Genomic DNA, 15,847 nt, shown 5'->3' with positions numbered 1-15,847 from the left:
TTCGGGCGGCACAATGGGGCGGAACCTGCCAATGACAGCAGCCACAAGCGGCCATGGGAAAGCACTTTTCCGCTAACCCAGTCAATATTACAGATGCACTTGATTAGAGATGTACTTGAAAAAAAATCAGAAAATGATATGCGTGGCGCTAGGTGCGATGCTGTTGTGGCCAGTAGTGGCGCAGGCCGATATTATTCAGCGACACGTGTTTACGGCTATTTCTAACGAGAAAGATAGCAAAGGCGCCGATGTGCTGACCGTGGCGGAATCTACGGCCTGCGGCGGCAATCAGCTGCGCATAAAAGAGGGGATGCTGGAAAACAAAGATGAGTATGCGAGCCTCAGACCCGCACTCGCCGAGCGCATCCGTGACAAGACAGCAATGGTCGTGACCTTGTTTGGCTGCCCTGTCGGGAAAGCCGGCGATGAGGCCATTCCGTTTGCGCGCATGATGACCGACTGTGGCCCGGACTCCTGTCCCGACGGCAAGGCGCGCCTCTACCTGGACGAACAGCTGATGCCGCAGGTCAAGCATCGCTCGCCTTATGTGCTGGTGCTGCCCTTACCAAAAGCAGCGTTGCCCGGCACTTGGAAGGTGGAGATTTTCGATACCATCAAGAGCGATCTGGTACGAATCTCCGGACAGACCAATGCAGCCGATTTTGTTTCTGGCAAGATGGTTGGCGGTTACCGCTATTATGATCGAGATGGCAATGTCAAATCGCAGGTAGAGCTAGATGAGCATGGCCGCGTACACGGCGTAGCAACTACCTATTTTAGTGATGGCAAGCTGGAGTTCCGAGGGCAATGGCGCGATGGCCAGCCCGTGGGTGTGCAAAATAGTTACCATCTCAACGGTAAGGTAAGCATTCGTCAGGTTTACAGTGATAAGGGCGTGCTGCTGAGTACCCAGCAGTTCAACGAGTAAGGTGTGCTGGTGTATTCAAATGGTCAGAAGTCGAAAAAATGAACTGATGCGGTGTGCCAGGCTCCCAGAGTATGTAGAGAGACGTAGCAGTGATGCACGACGTCGTGGGGTTCCGGTTTGTTTTGAAGGTGGAGTGGTTGGCTGAAATCGGCCAGAAGCAGACATTCACGTTGAGGTGATAATTTGTGACTTTTCTCGCGTGGTAATTCGTTATGCTCACAGTCCGCTGGCGTCCAATTTTGGACGTTCAGTATCGCCAAGGGATTCTATGCTGCAAAAGTATTTCGATGAGCTAAAGTGCGCCGACTGGACATCCAGTTCGCTCTTTGACGCGGAGACGGTGCTAGAGCAGAGTAAACTTTTTGCGTTTCATCCGGCAGTGCGGGAACTCCACGGCTACGTGTTGGATGACGAAAAAACAAGTAACCATCATTTTTTAACTACGGTCGAGCCATTGGCTGGAGGTGTATTTTTTCTTTCGCACGACGGCGATTCGCGAATGGTGTTTGAAAGCGTGACTGATTTCTTAGACTCCGTGCGTAAGGCTCAAGCCGAAGGGCTGTCTGTATCTGACCTGCATCCGCGTTTGAGTCCTGTTGCGAGGGACCAAGCGGCACTAGCAAATTTCATTCACGCGCTCCACCGTCAGGAATGTAATGACCTAATCGTCAGCCTTCTGCCTTCGCTGGACCTTGGAGATCTGCCGTTGCTTCAATTGCTCGCCAATGATGACGACTTTTTTCTGGGTGAGGCAGTTGCCATGGAAATCGAAAAGCGACCGTCAAAGGCTCTTCTGCCGATCGCCATCACATGTGCTGACCACGTTCATCCTCAAGTTTCAGTTGCTGGATCGCGCGCTTTGCGACGCATTAAGCAGCTTCTTTAAACGTCAGCAATGGGGCTGAACCTGCCGACGACCGCCATCGGCCAGAAACAGCCGTTCGAGTTGCTAAAATAGTTGATGCGCCTTGCACTACGAGAAGTGAAAAAGAGGAAATTTTACGGGACTAATGAGATGGAAAGATATGAACTCCAATCGCCTCGCCAGCGCCGCTTTGAGCAGTTTAGGAAGTGGGTGACAATTGTTTCTAGTTTGATTGCAGCGTTTCTTTTCTGGGGTTTACTCGCTGCTGGATTGGTCAGGTATTTTTTCAAGGTTTCTGAGGAAGGTGCCCTACTGTATGTTGGCCTTCCAATTGGGCTAGTGGTTGTCATTTTCCTGTGTGCGAAACTGCCAGAACTGACGCGCGCACTGGGTTTTGATGACCATTTACGATAGCCTTGTGACGGCAGCAATCGGCCACAAGCGGTCGTTGATCATGAGTAGATCGTTGTACGGTAACGTTAATCATAGCGTGCGAAATAGGATGTATATGCCAATCAAAGCTAGACCATTTGGCTGCCGAGAACAATTCGAATGGGGGGCGGACATTCATTCAGTTACCTACAATGGACAATTGGTAATACGTGTCGTCCGCAACCATCACAAGGACGATGGAATCGAGGTCACATTTGCTCAGGTGAGCGGCTTCAGGCTCTTGGATGAAGTGCCGCTCGCCGAGTACTGGACCGATGAGGACTTTCCTTCTGGGTATCCGGTCCTTGAGGTATTCGATGGCGGATGGGCGATGGAAGAAGATAGGCGGCTTGGCTATAAGCAGAAGCAGCGAGAGTGGATCATTGTCACAGCTGGGACATGTGTCAGCGTTTTCTCAGAACACGAACCAATGATTCGCGACGCAGCCGGTCCCGCCGAGACCTAGCCGTTGATACAAGCTACGCACCTTCAGCTGGCAAGTATTTTGTCAACCGTCTATATATTCGCCACGGGGCGGAAGCAGCCAAAGACGGCAACCGGCCAGAAGCATACAAAAAACCACAGGAAGATCCATGAAGATCAAACCCTTCCCTATGAAATCCTTGTTTTTGGCGCCGCTGTCGAGTATCCCGGCAGTCACATTGGCAGGTATCGGAAGCTCCGATGCAGGTATCGCGTCTGATGTCGGGGTCGGACTTCTTTTTTCCGTACTACTCGCTGTTCCGATGTCATTTGCGGGTTTGGCACTGGTGGGCCTGCCATTACTCATACTCCTGCGCAAATATGATTCTCCGCTGCTGCTGGCCACCTGTATTGCCGGGTGCGGTGTGCCCTACATAATGTTTCTGGATGCACCGACTCGCACAGCGCTAGGTGCAATCGCTGCTGGTCTTACCGTCGGCATTACAGCCTATCTCCTTCGTCCAGTTGTACGGAACAATGAACTGGACGGCCGTTCGAACCCTCATCAAATTTAAGTATCAATGTCCGCAATGGGGCGACAGCGGACGGTCGCCCAGGCGACGAGTCTGCCTGCAGGCTGCGTTCACATTTTTTGTTCGTCCACCCCCGATTATTGAAACAGGGAAATGTCAGCGATGAAGAATTTCGTACTTGCTGTTGCGCTGTGCCTGGCTAACGGCGTTTCGCCAGCGGCGCTTGCCGCCGACACCGCGCCCGTGGTGACCATCGAGAACGCGTTTTCCCCCGATGGCGGGGCGGAGGCGCTGGTGCTTAAGGTCATCGATAGCGCGGCGTCGAGCATCCGGCTGGCCGCCTATTCGTTCAGCTCGCCCCATGTGGTCGAGGCCTTGCTGCGGGCGCGGCAGCGGGGCGTGGATGTCAGGGTGCTGGCCGATACGCGGCGCAACGCGCGCAAGAACAGCCGGGCCGCGCTGGACCGGCTCGTCGGCGCTGGCATTCCCACGCGCCTGATTTCCCGCTATGCCTTGCATCACGACAAGTATATCGTGGCAGATGGCGTGACCGTGCAGAACGGCAGCTTTAATTACACGGCCGATGCGGCCACCGCCAACAGCGAAAATGTGCTCGTCGTGTGGCACAGCGAGCGCCTGGCGCAGTCGTATCTGGCGCATTGGGAAAACCGCTGGGCCAGCGGCATCGACTATGCGCGCGTGCCGCAGCCCTGATCATTGCCCCTGCGCCGCGCCTTGCGCGCGCAGCCAGTCGAATACTTGTCCGACGATGGGCGAACGCGGATGTTCCGCCACGCCCGACAGCCACCACGTGGCGCCGGGCACGCGCGGATAATCGGGCAACACGTGCAGCAGGCCGCGCGCCAGGCTGGCATCGACCAGCAGGCGCGGCAGGCAGGCGATGCCGCGCCCATCCAGGGTGGCGTCCAGCAACAGGCGCGCATCGTCGTAGATGGCCCGCTTGCGAAAGCGCGCCAGCGGGCCCAGGAACAGGGGCGCCGTAGTGTCGCCCGTCAAGCTTTCTTCCAGACACACCAGATCCGCGTGCAGGTGATGCGCATCCTGCGGCACGCCGGCCAGCCGCGCCGCCAGCTCGCTGTTGGCGACCATCACCCATTCATCGCGCAGCAGGGGGATTTCCTGCAAGTCCGGCTGCAGGATGGGGCGCTCGCCGATGGCGATATCGACGTCGATCTCGTCGACGAAGCGGGCGCTCTCGTCCACCGACAGCAGCAGGCACAGTTCGGGCAGCTGCGCTTCCAGCGCCCGCAGCCGGGGTTGCAGCCAGCCGTGCAGCAGGGGCGCCGGACACACCAGCACGACCAATCCCGGATCGAGATAGGTGGCGATGCGCCCCAGGCCGCTGCGCAGCACGGTCATCGAGCGCTGCACGCTGCGCAGCAGCACTTCGCCTGCCACCGTCAGTTCCACACCCCGTCCCGCGCGGCGGAACAGCGGCTGCTTGACTTGTTCTTCCAGCAATTGCACCTGATGGCTGATGGCCGACTGCGTCACGTGCAGCTCGTCGGCCGCGCGCGAGAAATTGCCGTGGCGGGCGGCCGCTTCAAAGCCCATCAATAACTTCAGCGAGGGAATGCGATGTTCTGACATATGAGAAAACCTAATGAATTGGCGTAAATCATATCATTTGTTTTCATATCTTGATCGCTCCACAATGCCGTCCATGCCAGCGCGTTGAAAAACGGTGCGCGGCACTCTGACTAACTAATCAAGGATGGATATGAACACACGTCGATATTTCTTGCGCCATTGCATGCTGGGCGGCAGCGCGCTGGCCATGGGCGGCATGCTGGCCGGCTGCGGCGGCACGCCGGAAACGGGCCCGGTGGCGCCAGTGCCGCCCATCATCAGCGGCGGCGGCGTCAACCAGACCGACGGCTGGCGCATGCCCGACGAGGCCGAAGCCCACAAGGCGACGTGGATGGCGTATGGCGCCTCGAACGCCGTCTGGACGCGCGCGCAAGTGCCGCAAGTGCAGCTGGCGCTGGTGCGCATCGCCAATGCGATCGCCGCCTACGAACCCGTCAACATGCTGGTGCGTCCCGCCGAGCTGGCCAGTGCGCGGCAGTTGCTCGACGCCCGCGTGAACCTGATTTCCGCCGAGATGGATGATGTCTGGATGCGCGACACGGGGCCCGTCTTCGTGCGCAAGCCGAATGGCGAGCGGGCCGGCGTGAAGTTCAACTTCAATGGCTGGGGCAACAAGCAGCAGTCCGGCAAGGATGGCCAAGTGGCCGACGTGGTCGTCGCCCAGGCCCGGGTGCCGCTGCTGGCCACGCGCCTGGTGCTGGAAGGCGGGGCGCTGGAAGTCGATGGCAAGGGCACGGCCATCATCACGGAAAGCTGCGTGCTGAACAGCAACCGCAATCCGGGCTGGAGCAAGGCCGACTGCGAAGTGGAACTGCAGCGGCTGCTGGGCATCCGCAAGGTGATCTGGCTGCCAGGCATCAAGAACCAGGACATCACGGATGCCCACACGGACTTTTACGCCCGCTTCGTGCGCCCCGGCGTGGTGGCGGCGCACCGCGAGATGGACACTGCATCGTACGATTACGCGCTGACCCGGCGCCACCTGGAGATTCTGCGCGGCGCCACGGATGCCGACAACCGGCCGCTGCAGATCGTCGTCATCGATGGCCCCGAGAAAATTCGGCCTGGAAACAACCCGAACACCTTCGCCGCCGGCTACATCAATTACTATGCCACCAGCAGCGCCATTTTCCTGCCAGAATTCGGCGATGCGCAAGCGGACGCCAGCGCTAGGGCGCAGTATGCGCAGCTGTATCCGGGACGCGCCGTGATCCAGATCAATATCGACCCCATCGCGGCCGGTGGCGGCGGCATACATTGCACCACGCAACAGGAACCGGCGTAAGCGCGCCGCACAGGAGAACAGCATGCAACGACGACATTTTCTGAACGGTGCCATGGGCCTGGCGGCCAGCGCCGCGGCCGGTTTGCCGGCCATGTCCGCGCTGGCGGCCGGCGCCGGCTGGCGCATGCCCGACGAAGGCGAGCGCCACGCCGCCACCTGGATGGCTTTCGGCGCGAATGACGACGTGTGGGGCAAGCGCCTGAAGGCGGGCGCGCAGGCGGACCTGGCGCGCATCGCGCAAGCGATCGCCAGCGTCGAACCCGTGCACATGCTCGTCAACGAGGAAGACTACGACGTGGCGGCTCGCCTGTGCGGCAACAAGGTCAAGCTGCTGGTGCAGCCCATCGACGACCTGTGGATGCGCGACACGGGCCCCGTCTTCGTGAAAAAGGCGGGCGGGGCGCTGGCCGGCGTGAATTTCAATTTCAATGGATGGGGCGAAAAACAGGACTACGACGACGATGCGCGGGTGGCCCCTTTCGTGGCCGGACGCGCCGGCGTGGCCGTGCTGGAAAGCAGCCTGGTGCTGGAAGGGGGCGGCATCGAAGTCGATGGCCAGGGCACGGCCATCATCACGGAAAGCTGCGTGCTGAATGCCAACCGCAACCCCGGCGTTGGCAAGGCAGCATGCGAACGTGAATTGCGCCGGCTGCTGGGCATCGAAAAAGTCATCTGGCTGCCCGGCATCGCCGGCCAGGACATCACCGACGGCCACACGGATTTCTATGCCCGCTTCTGCGCCCCCGGCGTCGTCGCGGCCGGCTACGACAGCGACCCGGCGTCGCCCGAACGGGCCGTCACCCAGCGCCACCTCGACATCCTGCGCAAGGCCACGGATGCGCGCGGCCGTGCGCTGCAGGTGGTGGTCTTGCCCGGACCTAGGTCAGTCCGTCCGCGCTATGAAAACAAGGATTTCGCCGCCGGCTACATCAATTTCTATGTCTGCAACGGCGCCGTGCTGTGCCCGGAATTTGGCGATGCGGCAGCCGACCGCAACACCAGGGCCATCCTGCGCGAGCAATTCCCTGGGCGCGACATCGTGCAGTTGAATATCGACGCCATCGCGGCCGGTGGCGGCGGCATCCATTGCACCACGCAGCAGCAGCCGGCGTGAGGCGGGCGGCCCCGGAAAAGTCAGGCCGTCATTTCCCGCGCCAGGGTGGCGACCAATTCCGCCGCCCCCATTTCCCGCGCCAGCGGCGCGCCCTGGCCAGCCCACTGCGCGGCAAATTCGCTGTCGCCATGCTGGCTGGCTAGCGCGTTCAATTGCTTGGCGGCATCGTAGGCGACGGGATAGTCGGCCGGCGGCGGGCTGCCCGGCGCTTCGCCATATTCGATGAAGCGGTTCACCATGCCGCGCGCCAGGCGGCCCGAGAGCACGCTGGTCAGCCGGGTGCTGGCCGCCCGTCCGCTTTTCAGGTTGGCCCGGTAGCCTGCATTGGCCGACGATTCCGGGCACAGCACGAACGCCGTGCCCAGCTGCGCGGCCGCGGCGCCCAGGTCCAGCGCGGCGCGGATGCCTTGTCCATCCATGATGCCGCCGGCGGCGATGAGGGGCAGGGCGGTGCGGCCCGCCAGCAGGCGCAGCAGCACGGTGGTGCTGTGGCGCTCGTCCGGCGCTTGCGGGTCGAAGACGCCGCGATGCCCGCCCGCTTCCACGCCTTGCGCCACGATGGCGTCGACGCCCGCCTGTTCGATCAGTGCTGCTTCGCGCACATTGGTGGCCGTGGCCAGCGTGTAGATGCCGGCCTGGCGCAGGGCGGCGATCTGCTGCTGCGTCGGCAAGCCGAAATGGAAGCTGACGACGGCGGGACGCTGTTCCAGCAACAGGGCAAACGCCGCCTCGTCGCCGATGAACGTTTTATAGATCTCTTCCAGCTGTGTGGGCAGGGCCGCGCCCAGTTCCGCAAACAGGGGCGCCAGATGGGCCAGCCAAGCCGCTTCGCGCCGCGCATCCCTGACGGCCGGCGCATGGCAGAACACATTGATATTGAAGGGCTTGTCCGTCAGCGCGCGCGTGTCCGCGATCATCTGGCGCGCCTGTGCCACGGTGCCGGCGCCGATGCCCAGCGAACCGAGGCCGCCCGCGTTCGACACGGCGGCGGCCAGGCGCGGCGTGGAAACGCCCGCCATCGGCGCCTGGATGATGGGCAATTGCAAGCCGAGACGGTCGAGGAAACGCTGGATTGACGTCATGATGATTCCTTCATGAAGTTGAGGATGCTGCATTTGATTCGTATTTTAAGAATATAATAGCATAATCATTTTTAAAAAGAGAATGCGATGGATTCGAAATCATTGCGGATTTTTTGCTCGGTCGCCAGTGAACTGAGCGTCACCCAGGCCGCCGCGCGGCTGGGGCGCGCGCCGTCCAGCGTCACCACGCGCATCCAGCAGCTGGAAGCCGATATCGGCGCGGAACTGTTCGTGCGCACCAATAAACGCATGGCCCTGACGGCGGCGGGCGAGCGCTTTCTCGAGTATGCGCAGCGCCTGCTGGCGCTGGCGGAAGAAGCGCGGCATGTCGTCACGGGCGGGCGCGAGGGGGGCACCTTGCGCGTCGGCAGCATGGAAAGCACGGCGGCCAGCCGCTTGCCGGCCTTGCTGGCCGCGTATCATGCGCGCTATCCGGCGACGCGCCTGGCGCTGAGCACGGGGCCGTCGCGGCCCCTGATCGAGCAAGTGCGCACGGGCTTGCTCGACTGCGCTTTCGTGGCCTTGCCGCCAGAATTCGGCGGCGCCGCCGCGCTGGCGGAGCTGGGTCTGGCATCGAGGCCCGTGTGGCGCGAGGAACTGTGCCTGCTGCTGCCGGCCAGCGAAGCGCAGGCGCGCCGCGCCATGGATGTGCGCACGCGCTCCCTGGCGGCGTTTCCGCAGGGCTGCACCTACCGCGGCATCGCGGAAGAGGTGCTGGGCCTGGCCGGCAGCACGCAGTGGCGGGTGCAGGAAATGAGTTCGTATCACTGCATGATCGCCTGCGTGGCGGCCGGCGCCTGCGTGACCCTGCTGCCTGCCAGCGTGCTGGCGCTGTCCGGCGCGCCGGCCACCCTGGCGACTATTTCCGCTGGGCAAATTGACACCGTGCTGGTGTGGCGCGCGGGATTCGACGTGCCCGCGTTCCAGCACTTGCTGGCGCAGCTCGGCGAGGCGGCGTGAGCGGGGTGGCCAGGCTGCGCGCGGCCATCGCGGCGGCCGTCATCCTCGCCATCGGCATGGGATTCGGCCGCTTCGCCTTCACGGCCATCTACCCGCACATGCTCGAGGAAGGCGTCTTGACCTTGCGCGACGGCAGCCTGGCCGCCTCGGCGAACTATGCCGGTTACTTGCTGGGCGCCATCCTGGCCATGCGCGCGCGGGCAAATGGCGCGCACCGGCTGTGTTTATGGTCGGTGGCCGGCACGGCCCTGTGCCTGGGCGTGCTGGCCTGGCCGATGCCCGTCTGGCTCATCGTGACGGTGCGCGGCGTGGCGGGCGTCTTCAGCGCCCTGGCCATGGTGGCGGCGTCGCTGTGGCTGCTGGTGCAGCGCGGGCAGGCGCGCGGCGCGCCGCTGCTGTATGCGGGCGTGGGCGCCGGCATCGCCGTCTCGGCCGAATTGCTGGTGCTGGCGTCGCACCTGGGCTGGCGCAGCGCCGGCATGTGGCTGCTGCTGGCCGGGGTCACCGTGCTGGCGGGGCTGGCGGCCGCGCCAGCGCTTGCCGTGAGCGGCCAGGCGACCCCGGATGCGCCGCCCGCACCGGCCGCGCCGGCGCTGGCGCCCGTGGCGCCTTGGCCGCTGGTGCTGATCTATGGACTGGCGGGACTCGGCTACATCGTCACGGCCACCTATCTGCCTGTGCTGGTGGGTGTGGCCTTGCCCAATCTCAATTCCGCCCACGTGTGGGCCGTGTTCGGCCTGGGCGCGGCGCCTTCGTGTTTCCTGTGGCACCGGCTGCACGAGCGCCTGGGCACGCGCCAGGCGCTGCGGCTGAACTTGCTGCTGCAGGCGCTGGGCGTGGCGCTACCCGTGCTGGCGCCCTCGGCCGCCGGCTATCTGCTCAGCGCCATCCTCGTCGGCGGCACGTTCGTCGGCACGGTGACCATCGCCATGCCGGCCGCGCAGCGGGCAGCTGTCAAGGCGGGCGCCAGCATGATGGCCATCATGACGGTGGTGTACGGCATCGGACAGATTATCGGCCCCGTGCTGGCCGGCAGCCTGTATGCGCAGTCGCACAATTTCAACGGTGCACTACTGGCGGCGGCCGGCGCGCTGCTGCTGGCCATCGCGGTGAGCTTGCGCCTGTAAGCCTCAGAGGCCGAATGCGCAACGCATGAAGTCGCCCCGCAGCGCGTTGACCCGGGCGGAATCGCGCGTGTAATACAGCTTGTTCGTCAGCAGCACGGCATATCGGCCGCGCCGGGGGCTGAGCCACATGGCCGTGCCGGTGAACCCCTGGTGGCACCAGACGTCGTCTTGCGGCCCGGTGCCTGCCGCCGGGTGCCAGAACAGGCCGCGCGAGGGATTTAACGAACCCGTCTGCACCGTCAGCGAGGCGCGCACCCAGCCGGCGTCAAACACCTGGCCTGCGCCATGCAGGCCCGACGCCAGCATCGCCTGCAGGAAGCGCTGCAAGTCGGGCACGTTGGAAAACAGCCCGGAGATGCCGCACACGCCGCCCAGCAGGCGGGCCGAAAAATCATGCACCACGCCGGCAAGGTGGGCGCCCGCCTGTTCGCAATACTCGGTCGGCGCGATTAACTGGCCGTGGCGTGGCGCGAGCGGGCCGTAGCCCGTGGCGGCCATGCCCAGCGGCTGCAGCACATGCTCTGCAAGCGCCTGTTCCAGCGGCTGGCCCAGCAGGCGCTCGATGGCAAAGCCGAGGATCAGGGCGGCGCGGTCCGTGTATTCGACAGCCTGGCCCGGCGTGCCTTCCAGCGGCTCGCGCAGCACGCCGCGCACGATATCGTCGTACACCTCGCCATAGCTGGCGCGCAGCCGGGCGCGCAGCGGCAAGCCGGCCGTGTGGGTGAGCAGCTGGAAAATCGTGATGGGCGCCAGCGCGTAGCCCGCCGTGCCGGGCAAGACGTCGGCCAGCCGGTCGTCCAGGCGCAGGCGTTGCCGGCCAATCAGCCTGCCGATCAGCGACCAGACGCTGACGATCTTGGTCAGCGAAGCGATATCGAACAGGGTGTCGACCTGCATCGCGGCGCTGGCGGGCTCCGGCGTGAGCCGCCCGGCCGCGCCAGCCACGCCATGGTCGACGGTGCCGACGGCCCACGCCGCGCCTGGAAAAATGTGTTCGTGCACGCCGGCCTCTGCCAGCGCCGTCAGTTGCTCCGTGCGATAGGCTATCGGCATGATGATTGTGCCGTGTTGGTCTGCTCATCGCCTGCCGCTGCCACCCCCAGCCAGCGCGCCACCGACTGCGCCAGCCATTCCCCCTCGTCGAGCGGCAAGTCGTGCCCGGCGTCGCCGTGGATCAGGCAATCGGCTTGCCAGGCGCGGGCCAGGCGTTGCGAACAGCGGTGGTCGACCAGCCGGTCTTGCGCGCCGGCCATCACCAGCACGGGCATGGCCGGGCGGACGCCGGGAGCGCGGTAGCGGGCAGCCGACAGCAGCTGGCGCAGCGCGTTGCGGCGGCTGACCGGGTATTCCCGCTGGTAACTGAGCCAGTCGGCCAGCAGCGCGGGAGTGCCGCCCGCATGCCGGCGGCTCGTCAGGCGCAAGATCAATGCTTCCTGGCTGGCGGCATCGCCCAGCAGCAGCTGGCGCAGCAGGGCGCCGTAGTTTTGCCAGCGCAGGCGTTGATGGAAGGGATTGAACGGCCGCATGCTGGTGTTGATCAGCACGCAGCGGACGATTTCCTGCGGGTAGCGGCTGGCCCATTCGACGGCCACCATGCCGCCCAGGGACAGGGCCAGCAAGTGGTAGGGCGCCGGGATGCCCCGCGCCAGCAACTCCCGGCGGCAGTCTTCCACCATGTCGGCCACGCGGGTGGCGCTGTCCTGCGCATGGCGCGTGCCGTTGCCGGGCAGGTCGGGCGTGACGATGCGGGCGCCGGGCAGGGCGCGCGCGAGGGTGGCGGGGAAGCTGCCCCAGTGGCGCTGTTCGCGCATCAGGCCGCGCAGCATGACCCAGTTATCGTGCGTGTTGATCTGCGTCATGATTCATACCATTGCGCCAGGGCGCGCCGGCGCTGTGCCTTGCGCAGCAAGCCTTCCGGCATCCAGCGACCGTGGCTGCTGGCAGCGCGCATGAGGAAATCGAACCACACCAGGTGCCGCCGCAGCACGCGCTGCAGGCGGTGCGCGGCCGTGGGGTTGAAGATGCTGACCCGGTTGAACAGCTGGCGCGGGTTTTTCTTGACCCACAGCCAGGAACCCATTTCCAGGGTCAGCGGCAGGAACACGCGCCCGGTATAGCTGGTGCCGTTCAGGTACAGATAATCCCACAGGTCGCCATGCGTGCGGTATTGCCGGCTTTGCGGCTCGAATACATAGTTGTGGTTGGGGTAGCTCTGGCTGAACAGCTCTTCCAGCGCGCCGATTTCTGCCAGGTGTTCGATGGGCACCTTGGTATGCGCGTGGGGAAACCAGATACGGTCGCGCAAGCCGAAGCCGGAATGGCAATCGAGGGCGATGCTGAACTGGCGCGACAGCAGCTCGCGCTCGACGAGGTCGCACACGGCGGCGCTTTCCAGCTCCATCGGCCCCCCGGCCGCGCCCCGGTACCAGGGCAGGCGGGCGCTGTAGCGCTGTCCGCCCAGCATGAGCGGCACTTTTTCGCGCGCGCTCAGGGGTGCGTTGCGCATCAGGTCCACGCCGCGCGGATTGCAGCGCGTGGCTTGCCACATGCCGCCCGGATTGACCAGCGGCATGAACACGAGGCGCATGGTTTCCAGCTGCTGATGCAGGGTGGCATCCCAGCGCAGGCGCGCGACCAGGCTTTCCAGGAATGACAGGATGACTTGCGTGCCGATGCGCTCGAGGCCGTGGATGCCGCCGAAAAAGCCCAGCACGGGCACGTCGGGGCTCGGATTGCCCAGCGCGATGGAGTACACGGGAAACTCGCGCCCATCCATGGCGATGCTGCAGGGCGCGGACACTTCCAGGTGGCTGCCGCCCTCGTCGATGAGGCGCTTCAGCATGACCAGCTCGGGCAGATTCTTTTCGATCATCAGGCGTCTGAAAGGGAAAGTGACAGCCAGTGTAGCCGAAATAGGTGGCGCGCCGGACGTCCCGCATGGCGAAATTTATGCACGCTGGCGATGTCACGAAGCCGTCATTTTTTCTGTGTAGGCTATTGCAGTTGATGCAAGAGTTGTTACTTGGCAATGCCTTGTTTCCACGCAATTCCCCCCTCACACGATAGCGACTCGATAGCGATATGACAGGCAGCCCGGCATCCGTCCATGTGCTTGCGCTGGCAGGATACCTGGTTTTGCTGGGTTTCCTGGCCACGGTGGGGCCCGTGCGGGCGCAGCCGGCCGACGGCCCCGTGCTGCAGTTCGATATCGCCGCGCAAAACCTGGGCGACGCGCTGGACCTGTACAGCCGCCGCACGGGCATCGCCGTGCTGATGGACCAGCGCTACGCGCAGCGCCAGTCGGGGGCCGTGCGCGGCGCCCATGCGGCCGGCGCGGCCCTGCAAGCCTTGCTGGAAGGCACGGGCCTGCAATCGCGCCTGTCCGATGCGCAAGCCGTCATCGTGTATGCCCCGGCCGGCGCTGCCGCCGCGGCGGAGCTGCCGCAGGCCGCCGTCGTAGCCGCCGCCGACATCCCGGGCGCCGTGCAGGGCGGCGGCGACCATGCGGCCTATGTGAGCCGCCTGCAGCACGTGCTGCTGGGCTTGCTGTGCCGCGCGGCGCAGACGCGTCCCGGCGGCTACCGGCTGGCGCTGCAACTGTATCTGAACCGCGCCGGCGTGGTGGACCGCGTGCACCTGCTCGACAGCACGGGCTTGCGCGCGCGCGACACGGCCATCGCGCGCCTGGTGCTGGGCATGCGCGTGGGCGCGGCGCCGCAGCCGTCGATGCCGCAGCCCGTCTCCATCCTGCTGCTGCCGCAGGGGCCGGGCAGCGAAGTCGATTGTGCCCCCGGAACAATGGGAAGGCTCGCGCCATGAGCATGCCCGACCTGCGCACCAAGCTGAAACGCCACCTCAGTTCGCGCTACGCCGTGCTGCGCTGGCGCCTGGAGCGCGTGGTCGGCTGCAAGCACCATGCGGCCGATGCGCTGCAGGAAACGTGGCTGCGCCTCGAAGCGATGGTGGCGCCCGGTCCCACCGCCGCGCCCGTCCACAACCCGGACGCCTATCTGCTGCGCATGGCGGCCAATATCGCCACCGATGCCTACCGCCGCGACCGCATCATCGTCACCGAGCGCGAGCGCGAAGAACTGATGCACATGGCCGACGAGGCCGGCGACGACATCAGCGACCCGGCGCGCATCGTCTCGGCGCGCCTCGATGTGCAGGCGCTCGACGCGGCGCTGGCGGGCCTGTCGCCGCGCCGCCGCGCCATCCTGACGGCCGCCAGGGTCGATGGCTTGCTCAATGCGGACATTGCCGAGCGCTTCGGCATTTCCGTAGCGATGGTGAAGAAAGAATTGCAGGCCGCCATGCAACACTGTAAAACGTGCATGGCCGACGCCGATGCCGCCCAGCGCAGCGATGTGTCGGGCCGCCGTAAATATTGATGAATCTCATGACTGCTCCTGACCGCGATCCACGCGACCCTTCCAGTACCGCCGAGAGCGACGCTGACATCGGCCGGCAAGCCGCTGCCTGGTGGGCGCGGCTGCGCGGCGACGATTTTACGCAGGCGGACGCCGACGCCTTGCGCGCCTGGTGCGCGCGCAGCCCCGCGCATGCGCGCGCCTGGCGCGAACTCCAGCAAGTGTGGCAGGCGCTGGCCCCCGCGTTGGACCGCGCCGCCGATGCCGCGCCGCAGCGGGCGAACGTGCTGGCGTTCCCTGCGCGCCCCGGGCGCCGGGCTTTCCTGGGCGGCGCGCTGGCGGCCGGCGTGGCCGTGCTGGCCTTGCGCCCGCCGCTGGGCGCCTGGCCGTCGCTGCAGGAATGGAGCGCCGACTACCGCACGGGCACGGGCGAGCAGCGGCAGGTGGCCGTGTCGCAGCAGATGACGGTGCAGATGAATACGCAGACGCGCATCGATGTGCGGGCGCCGGAAGCCATCGAATTGCTGGGCGGCGAAGCGGAAATCCTCGCCAGCGGCGCGCGCCAGCCCGTCACGGTGGTGGCGGGCGCGGGGCGCCTGCTGGCGCAGTCGGCCCGCTTCAATGTGCGCCATACGGACGACGCCGTCTGCGTCACCTGTTTGGCGGGCGCCGTGGACGTGGTCTGGCAGCAGCGCCGCCAGACCCTCGATGCTGGGCAGCAACTGGTCTACGACGACCGGGGCGTGCAGGCGGCCACGGCCGCGCCAGCGGAGGAAGCCAGCGCGTGGCGCACGGGCGCGTTGTCGTTTGTCGGCAAGCCGCTGGCCGAAGTCGTCGATGAAATCAACCGCTACCGGCCGGGCCGGGTGGTGCTGCGCAATGCCGAACTGGGGCGCCGTCTCGTGCGCATGCGTTTTTCCATCGGGCAAACCGATGGCGCGCTGGCGATGATACGCGACCTGTACGGCGCGCAAATGACCAGTTTGCCGGGCGGCATCGTGCTGCTCAGTTGATTTCCGCTGATTCCAGGTTTCCCTTTGGCAGGCTTATTTGAAAATATTTAAAAATATTTTTCAAAAAACATTATCCCTTCCGCCATCCGGCTACGTCATGGAGG

18 protein-coding genes are annotated in these 15,847 nt (G+C 64.6%); 13 read left to right on the top strand and 5 right to left on the bottom strand.

Annotated features, from left to right (window positions below; genetic code table 11):
- Positions 1–115 precede the first annotated feature (115 nt).
- The 6 genes from OX459_RS12540 (at position 116) to OX459_RS12515 (ending at position 3,895) form a co-directional block, all read left to right on the top strand.
- Positions 116–928, top strand: a complete 813-nt coding sequence (locus OX459_RS12540; RefSeq protein ID WP_289905281.1) for a hypothetical protein — start codon at positions 116–118, stop codon at positions 926–928.
- Between the two features lie 268 nt (positions 929–1,196).
- Complete coding sequence (locus OX459_RS12535) at positions 1,197–1,814, top strand: hypothetical protein (protein ID WP_289905280.1); 618 nt, start codon at positions 1,197–1,199, stop codon at positions 1,812–1,814.
- A gap of 75 nt (positions 1,815–1,889) precedes the next feature.
- Positions 1,890–2,207, top strand: coding sequence for a hypothetical protein (locus OX459_RS12530; protein WP_289905278.1), 318 nt, complete (start codon positions 1,890–1,892; stop codon positions 2,205–2,207).
- A 94-nt stretch (positions 2,208–2,301) separates the two neighbouring features.
- Positions 2,302–2,691: a hypothetical protein gene (locus tag OX459_RS12525; protein WP_289905277.1), complete on the top strand. Its 390-nt coding sequence runs from the start codon at positions 2,302–2,304 to the stop codon at positions 2,689–2,691.
- A gap of 127 nt (positions 2,692–2,818) precedes the next feature.
- Positions 2,819–3,223, top strand: coding sequence for a hypothetical protein (locus tag OX459_RS12520; RefSeq protein WP_289905276.1), 405 nt, complete (start codon positions 2,819–2,821; stop codon positions 3,221–3,223).
- Between the two features lie 120 nt (positions 3,224–3,343).
- The gene (locus tag OX459_RS12515; RefSeq protein WP_289905275.1) at positions 3,344–3,895 is read left to right on the top strand and encodes a phospholipase D family protein; all 552 of its coding nucleotides are present in this window, start codon (positions 3,344–3,346) and stop codon (positions 3,893–3,895) included.
- Here OX459_RS12515 and OX459_RS12510 read toward each other — a convergent pair whose 3' ends face one another.
- Positions 3,896–4,792 (bottom strand): LysR family transcriptional regulator, encoded by an 897-nt coding sequence (locus OX459_RS12510; RefSeq protein ID WP_289905274.1) that lies wholly within the window; start codon positions 4,790–4,792, stop codon positions 3,896–3,898.
- 130 nt (positions 4,793–4,922) lie between these two features.
- On the opposite strand from OX459_RS12510, the gene OX459_RS12505 reads away from it, so the two are divergent.
- Both OX459_RS12505 and OX459_RS12500 read left to right on the top strand, forming a co-directional pair.
- Complete coding sequence (locus OX459_RS12505; RefSeq protein ID WP_289905273.1) at positions 4,923–6,077, top strand: agmatine deiminase family protein; 1,155 nt, start codon at positions 4,923–4,925, stop codon at positions 6,075–6,077.
- A 22-nt stretch (positions 6,078–6,099) separates the two neighbouring features.
- On the top strand, positions 6,100–7,191 hold the full coding sequence (locus tag OX459_RS12500; RefSeq protein WP_289905272.1) for an agmatine deiminase family protein: 1,092 nt from the start codon (positions 6,100–6,102) through the stop codon (positions 7,189–7,191).
- A 20-nt stretch (positions 7,192–7,211) separates the two neighbouring features.
- Here the strand turns inward: OX459_RS12500 and OX459_RS12495 are convergent, their stop codons facing one another.
- The gene (locus OX459_RS12495) at positions 7,212–8,273 is read right to left on the bottom strand and encodes a nitronate monooxygenase (RefSeq protein ID WP_289905271.1); all 1,062 of its coding nucleotides are present in this window, start codon (positions 8,271–8,273) and stop codon (positions 7,212–7,214) included.
- Positions 8,274–8,360: 87 nt separating this feature from the next.
- On the opposite strand from OX459_RS12495, the gene OX459_RS12490 reads away from it, so the two are divergent.
- Together OX459_RS12490 and OX459_RS12485 are read left to right on the top strand one after the other, a co-directional pair.
- Complete coding sequence (locus tag OX459_RS12490) at positions 8,361–9,233, top strand: LysR family transcriptional regulator (RefSeq protein WP_289905270.1); 873 nt, start codon at positions 8,361–8,363, stop codon at positions 9,231–9,233.
- Complete coding sequence (locus OX459_RS12485; protein ID WP_289905269.1) at positions 9,230–10,360, top strand: YbfB/YjiJ family MFS transporter; 1,131 nt, start codon at positions 9,230–9,232, stop codon at positions 10,358–10,360. The genes OX459_RS12490 and OX459_RS12485 overlap by 4 nt, the downstream gene beginning before the upstream one ends.
- A gap of 3 nt (positions 10,361–10,363) precedes the next feature.
- Here OX459_RS12485 and OX459_RS12480 read toward each other — a convergent pair whose 3' ends face one another.
- From OX459_RS12480 to OX459_RS12470, 3 genes are read right to left on the bottom strand one after another with little or no spacing between them, the layout of a single operon-like run.
- Entirely contained in the window at positions 10,364–11,413 is a 1,050-nt protein-coding gene (locus tag OX459_RS12480; RefSeq protein ID WP_289905268.1) for a serine hydrolase domain-containing protein, read from the bottom strand.
- Complete coding sequence (locus tag OX459_RS12475) at positions 11,404–12,219, bottom strand: alpha/beta hydrolase (RefSeq protein ID WP_289905267.1); 816 nt, start codon at positions 12,217–12,219, stop codon at positions 11,404–11,406. Before OX459_RS12475 ends, OX459_RS12480 begins: the two co-directional genes overlap by 10 nt.
- Positions 12,216–13,232, bottom strand: a complete 1,017-nt coding sequence (locus tag OX459_RS12470) for a M14 family zinc carboxypeptidase (RefSeq protein WP_289905266.1) — start codon at positions 13,230–13,232, stop codon at positions 12,216–12,218. Before OX459_RS12470 ends, OX459_RS12475 begins: the two co-directional genes overlap by 4 nt.
- A gap of 209 nt (positions 13,233–13,441) precedes the next feature.
- On the opposite strand from OX459_RS12470, the gene OX459_RS12465 reads away from it, so the two are divergent.
- Genes OX459_RS12465 through OX459_RS12455 form a run of 3 tightly spaced genes read left to right on the top strand, consistent with a single transcriptional unit; the run spans position 13,442 to position 15,743 of the window.
- Positions 13,442–14,179, top strand: coding sequence for a hypothetical protein (locus OX459_RS12465; RefSeq protein WP_289905265.1), 738 nt, complete (start codon positions 13,442–13,444; stop codon positions 14,177–14,179).
- Positions 14,176–14,751 (top strand): RNA polymerase sigma factor, encoded by a 576-nt coding sequence (locus OX459_RS12460; protein ID WP_289905264.1) that lies wholly within the window; start codon positions 14,176–14,178, stop codon positions 14,749–14,751. The genes OX459_RS12465 and OX459_RS12460 overlap by 4 nt, the downstream gene beginning before the upstream one ends.
- Positions 14,752–14,759: 8 nt before the next feature.
- On the top strand, positions 14,760–15,743 hold the full coding sequence (locus tag OX459_RS12455; RefSeq protein ID WP_289905263.1) for a DUF4880 domain-containing protein: 984 nt from the start codon (positions 14,760–14,762) through the stop codon (positions 15,741–15,743).
- Positions 15,744–15,847 lie beyond the last annotated feature (104 nt).

Origin of the sequence: Janthinobacterium sp. SUN026 (assembly GCF_030397625.1) — a bacterium.
GTDB lineage: Bacteria > Pseudomonadota > Gammaproteobacteria > Burkholderiales > Burkholderiaceae_D > Janthinobacterium > Janthinobacterium kumbetense.
The sequence above is the reverse complement of the archived record's forward strand: the minus strand, read 5'-3'. Positions and strand labels throughout refer to the sequence as shown.

Excerpts from the sequence above, each read along its gene's own strand:
- OX459_RS12535 (WP_289905280.1), top strand. The coding sequence starts at position 1,197 with ATGCTGCAAAAGTATTTCGATGAGCTAAAGTGCGCCGACTGGACATCC.
- OX459_RS12530 (WP_289905278.1), top strand. The coding sequence starts at position 1,890 with ATGCGCCTTGCACTACGAGAAGTGAAAAAGAGGAAATTTTACGGGACT.
- OX459_RS12525 (WP_289905277.1), top strand. The coding sequence starts at position 2,302 with ATGCCAATCAAAGCTAGACCATTTGGCTGCCGAGAACAATTCGAATGG.
- OX459_RS12520 (WP_289905276.1), top strand. The coding sequence starts at position 2,819 with ATGAAGATCAAACCCTTCCCTATGAAATCCTTGTTTTTGGCGCCGCTG.
- OX459_RS12515 (WP_289905275.1), top strand. The coding sequence starts at position 3,344 with ATGAAGAATTTCGTACTTGCTGTTGCGCTGTGCCTGGCTAACGGCGTT.
- OX459_RS12510 (WP_289905274.1), bottom strand. The coding sequence starts at position 4,792 with ATGTCAGAACATCGCATTCCCTCGCTGAAGTTATTGATGGGCTTTGAA.
- OX459_RS12505 (WP_289905273.1), top strand. The coding sequence starts at position 4,923 with ATGAACACACGTCGATATTTCTTGCGCCATTGCATGCTGGGCGGCAGC.
- OX459_RS12500 (WP_289905272.1), top strand. The coding sequence starts at position 6,100 with ATGCAACGACGACATTTTCTGAACGGTGCCATGGGCCTGGCGGCCAGC.
- OX459_RS12495 (WP_289905271.1), bottom strand. The coding sequence starts at position 8,273 with ATGACGTCAATCCAGCGTTTCCTCGACCGTCTCGGCTTGCAATTGCCC.
- OX459_RS12490 (WP_289905270.1), top strand. The coding sequence starts at position 8,361 with ATGGATTCGAAATCATTGCGGATTTTTTGCTCGGTCGCCAGTGAACTG.
- OX459_RS12480 (WP_289905268.1), bottom strand. The coding sequence starts at position 11,413 with ATGCCGATAGCCTATCGCACGGAGCAACTGACGGCGCTGGCAGAGGCC.
- OX459_RS12475 (WP_289905267.1), bottom strand. The coding sequence starts at position 12,219 with ATGACGCAGATCAACACGCACGATAACTGGGTCATGCTGCGCGGCCTG.
- OX459_RS12470 (WP_289905266.1), bottom strand. The coding sequence starts at position 13,232 with ATGATCGAAAAGAATCTGCCCGAGCTGGTCATGCTGAAGCGCCTCATC.
- OX459_RS12465 (WP_289905265.1), top strand. The coding sequence starts at position 13,442 with ATGACAGGCAGCCCGGCATCCGTCCATGTGCTTGCGCTGGCAGGATAC.
- OX459_RS12460 (WP_289905264.1), top strand. The coding sequence starts at position 14,176 with ATGAGCATGCCCGACCTGCGCACCAAGCTGAAACGCCACCTCAGTTCG.
- OX459_RS12455 (WP_289905263.1), top strand. The coding sequence starts at position 14,760 with ATGACTGCTCCTGACCGCGATCCACGCGACCCTTCCAGTACCGCCGAG.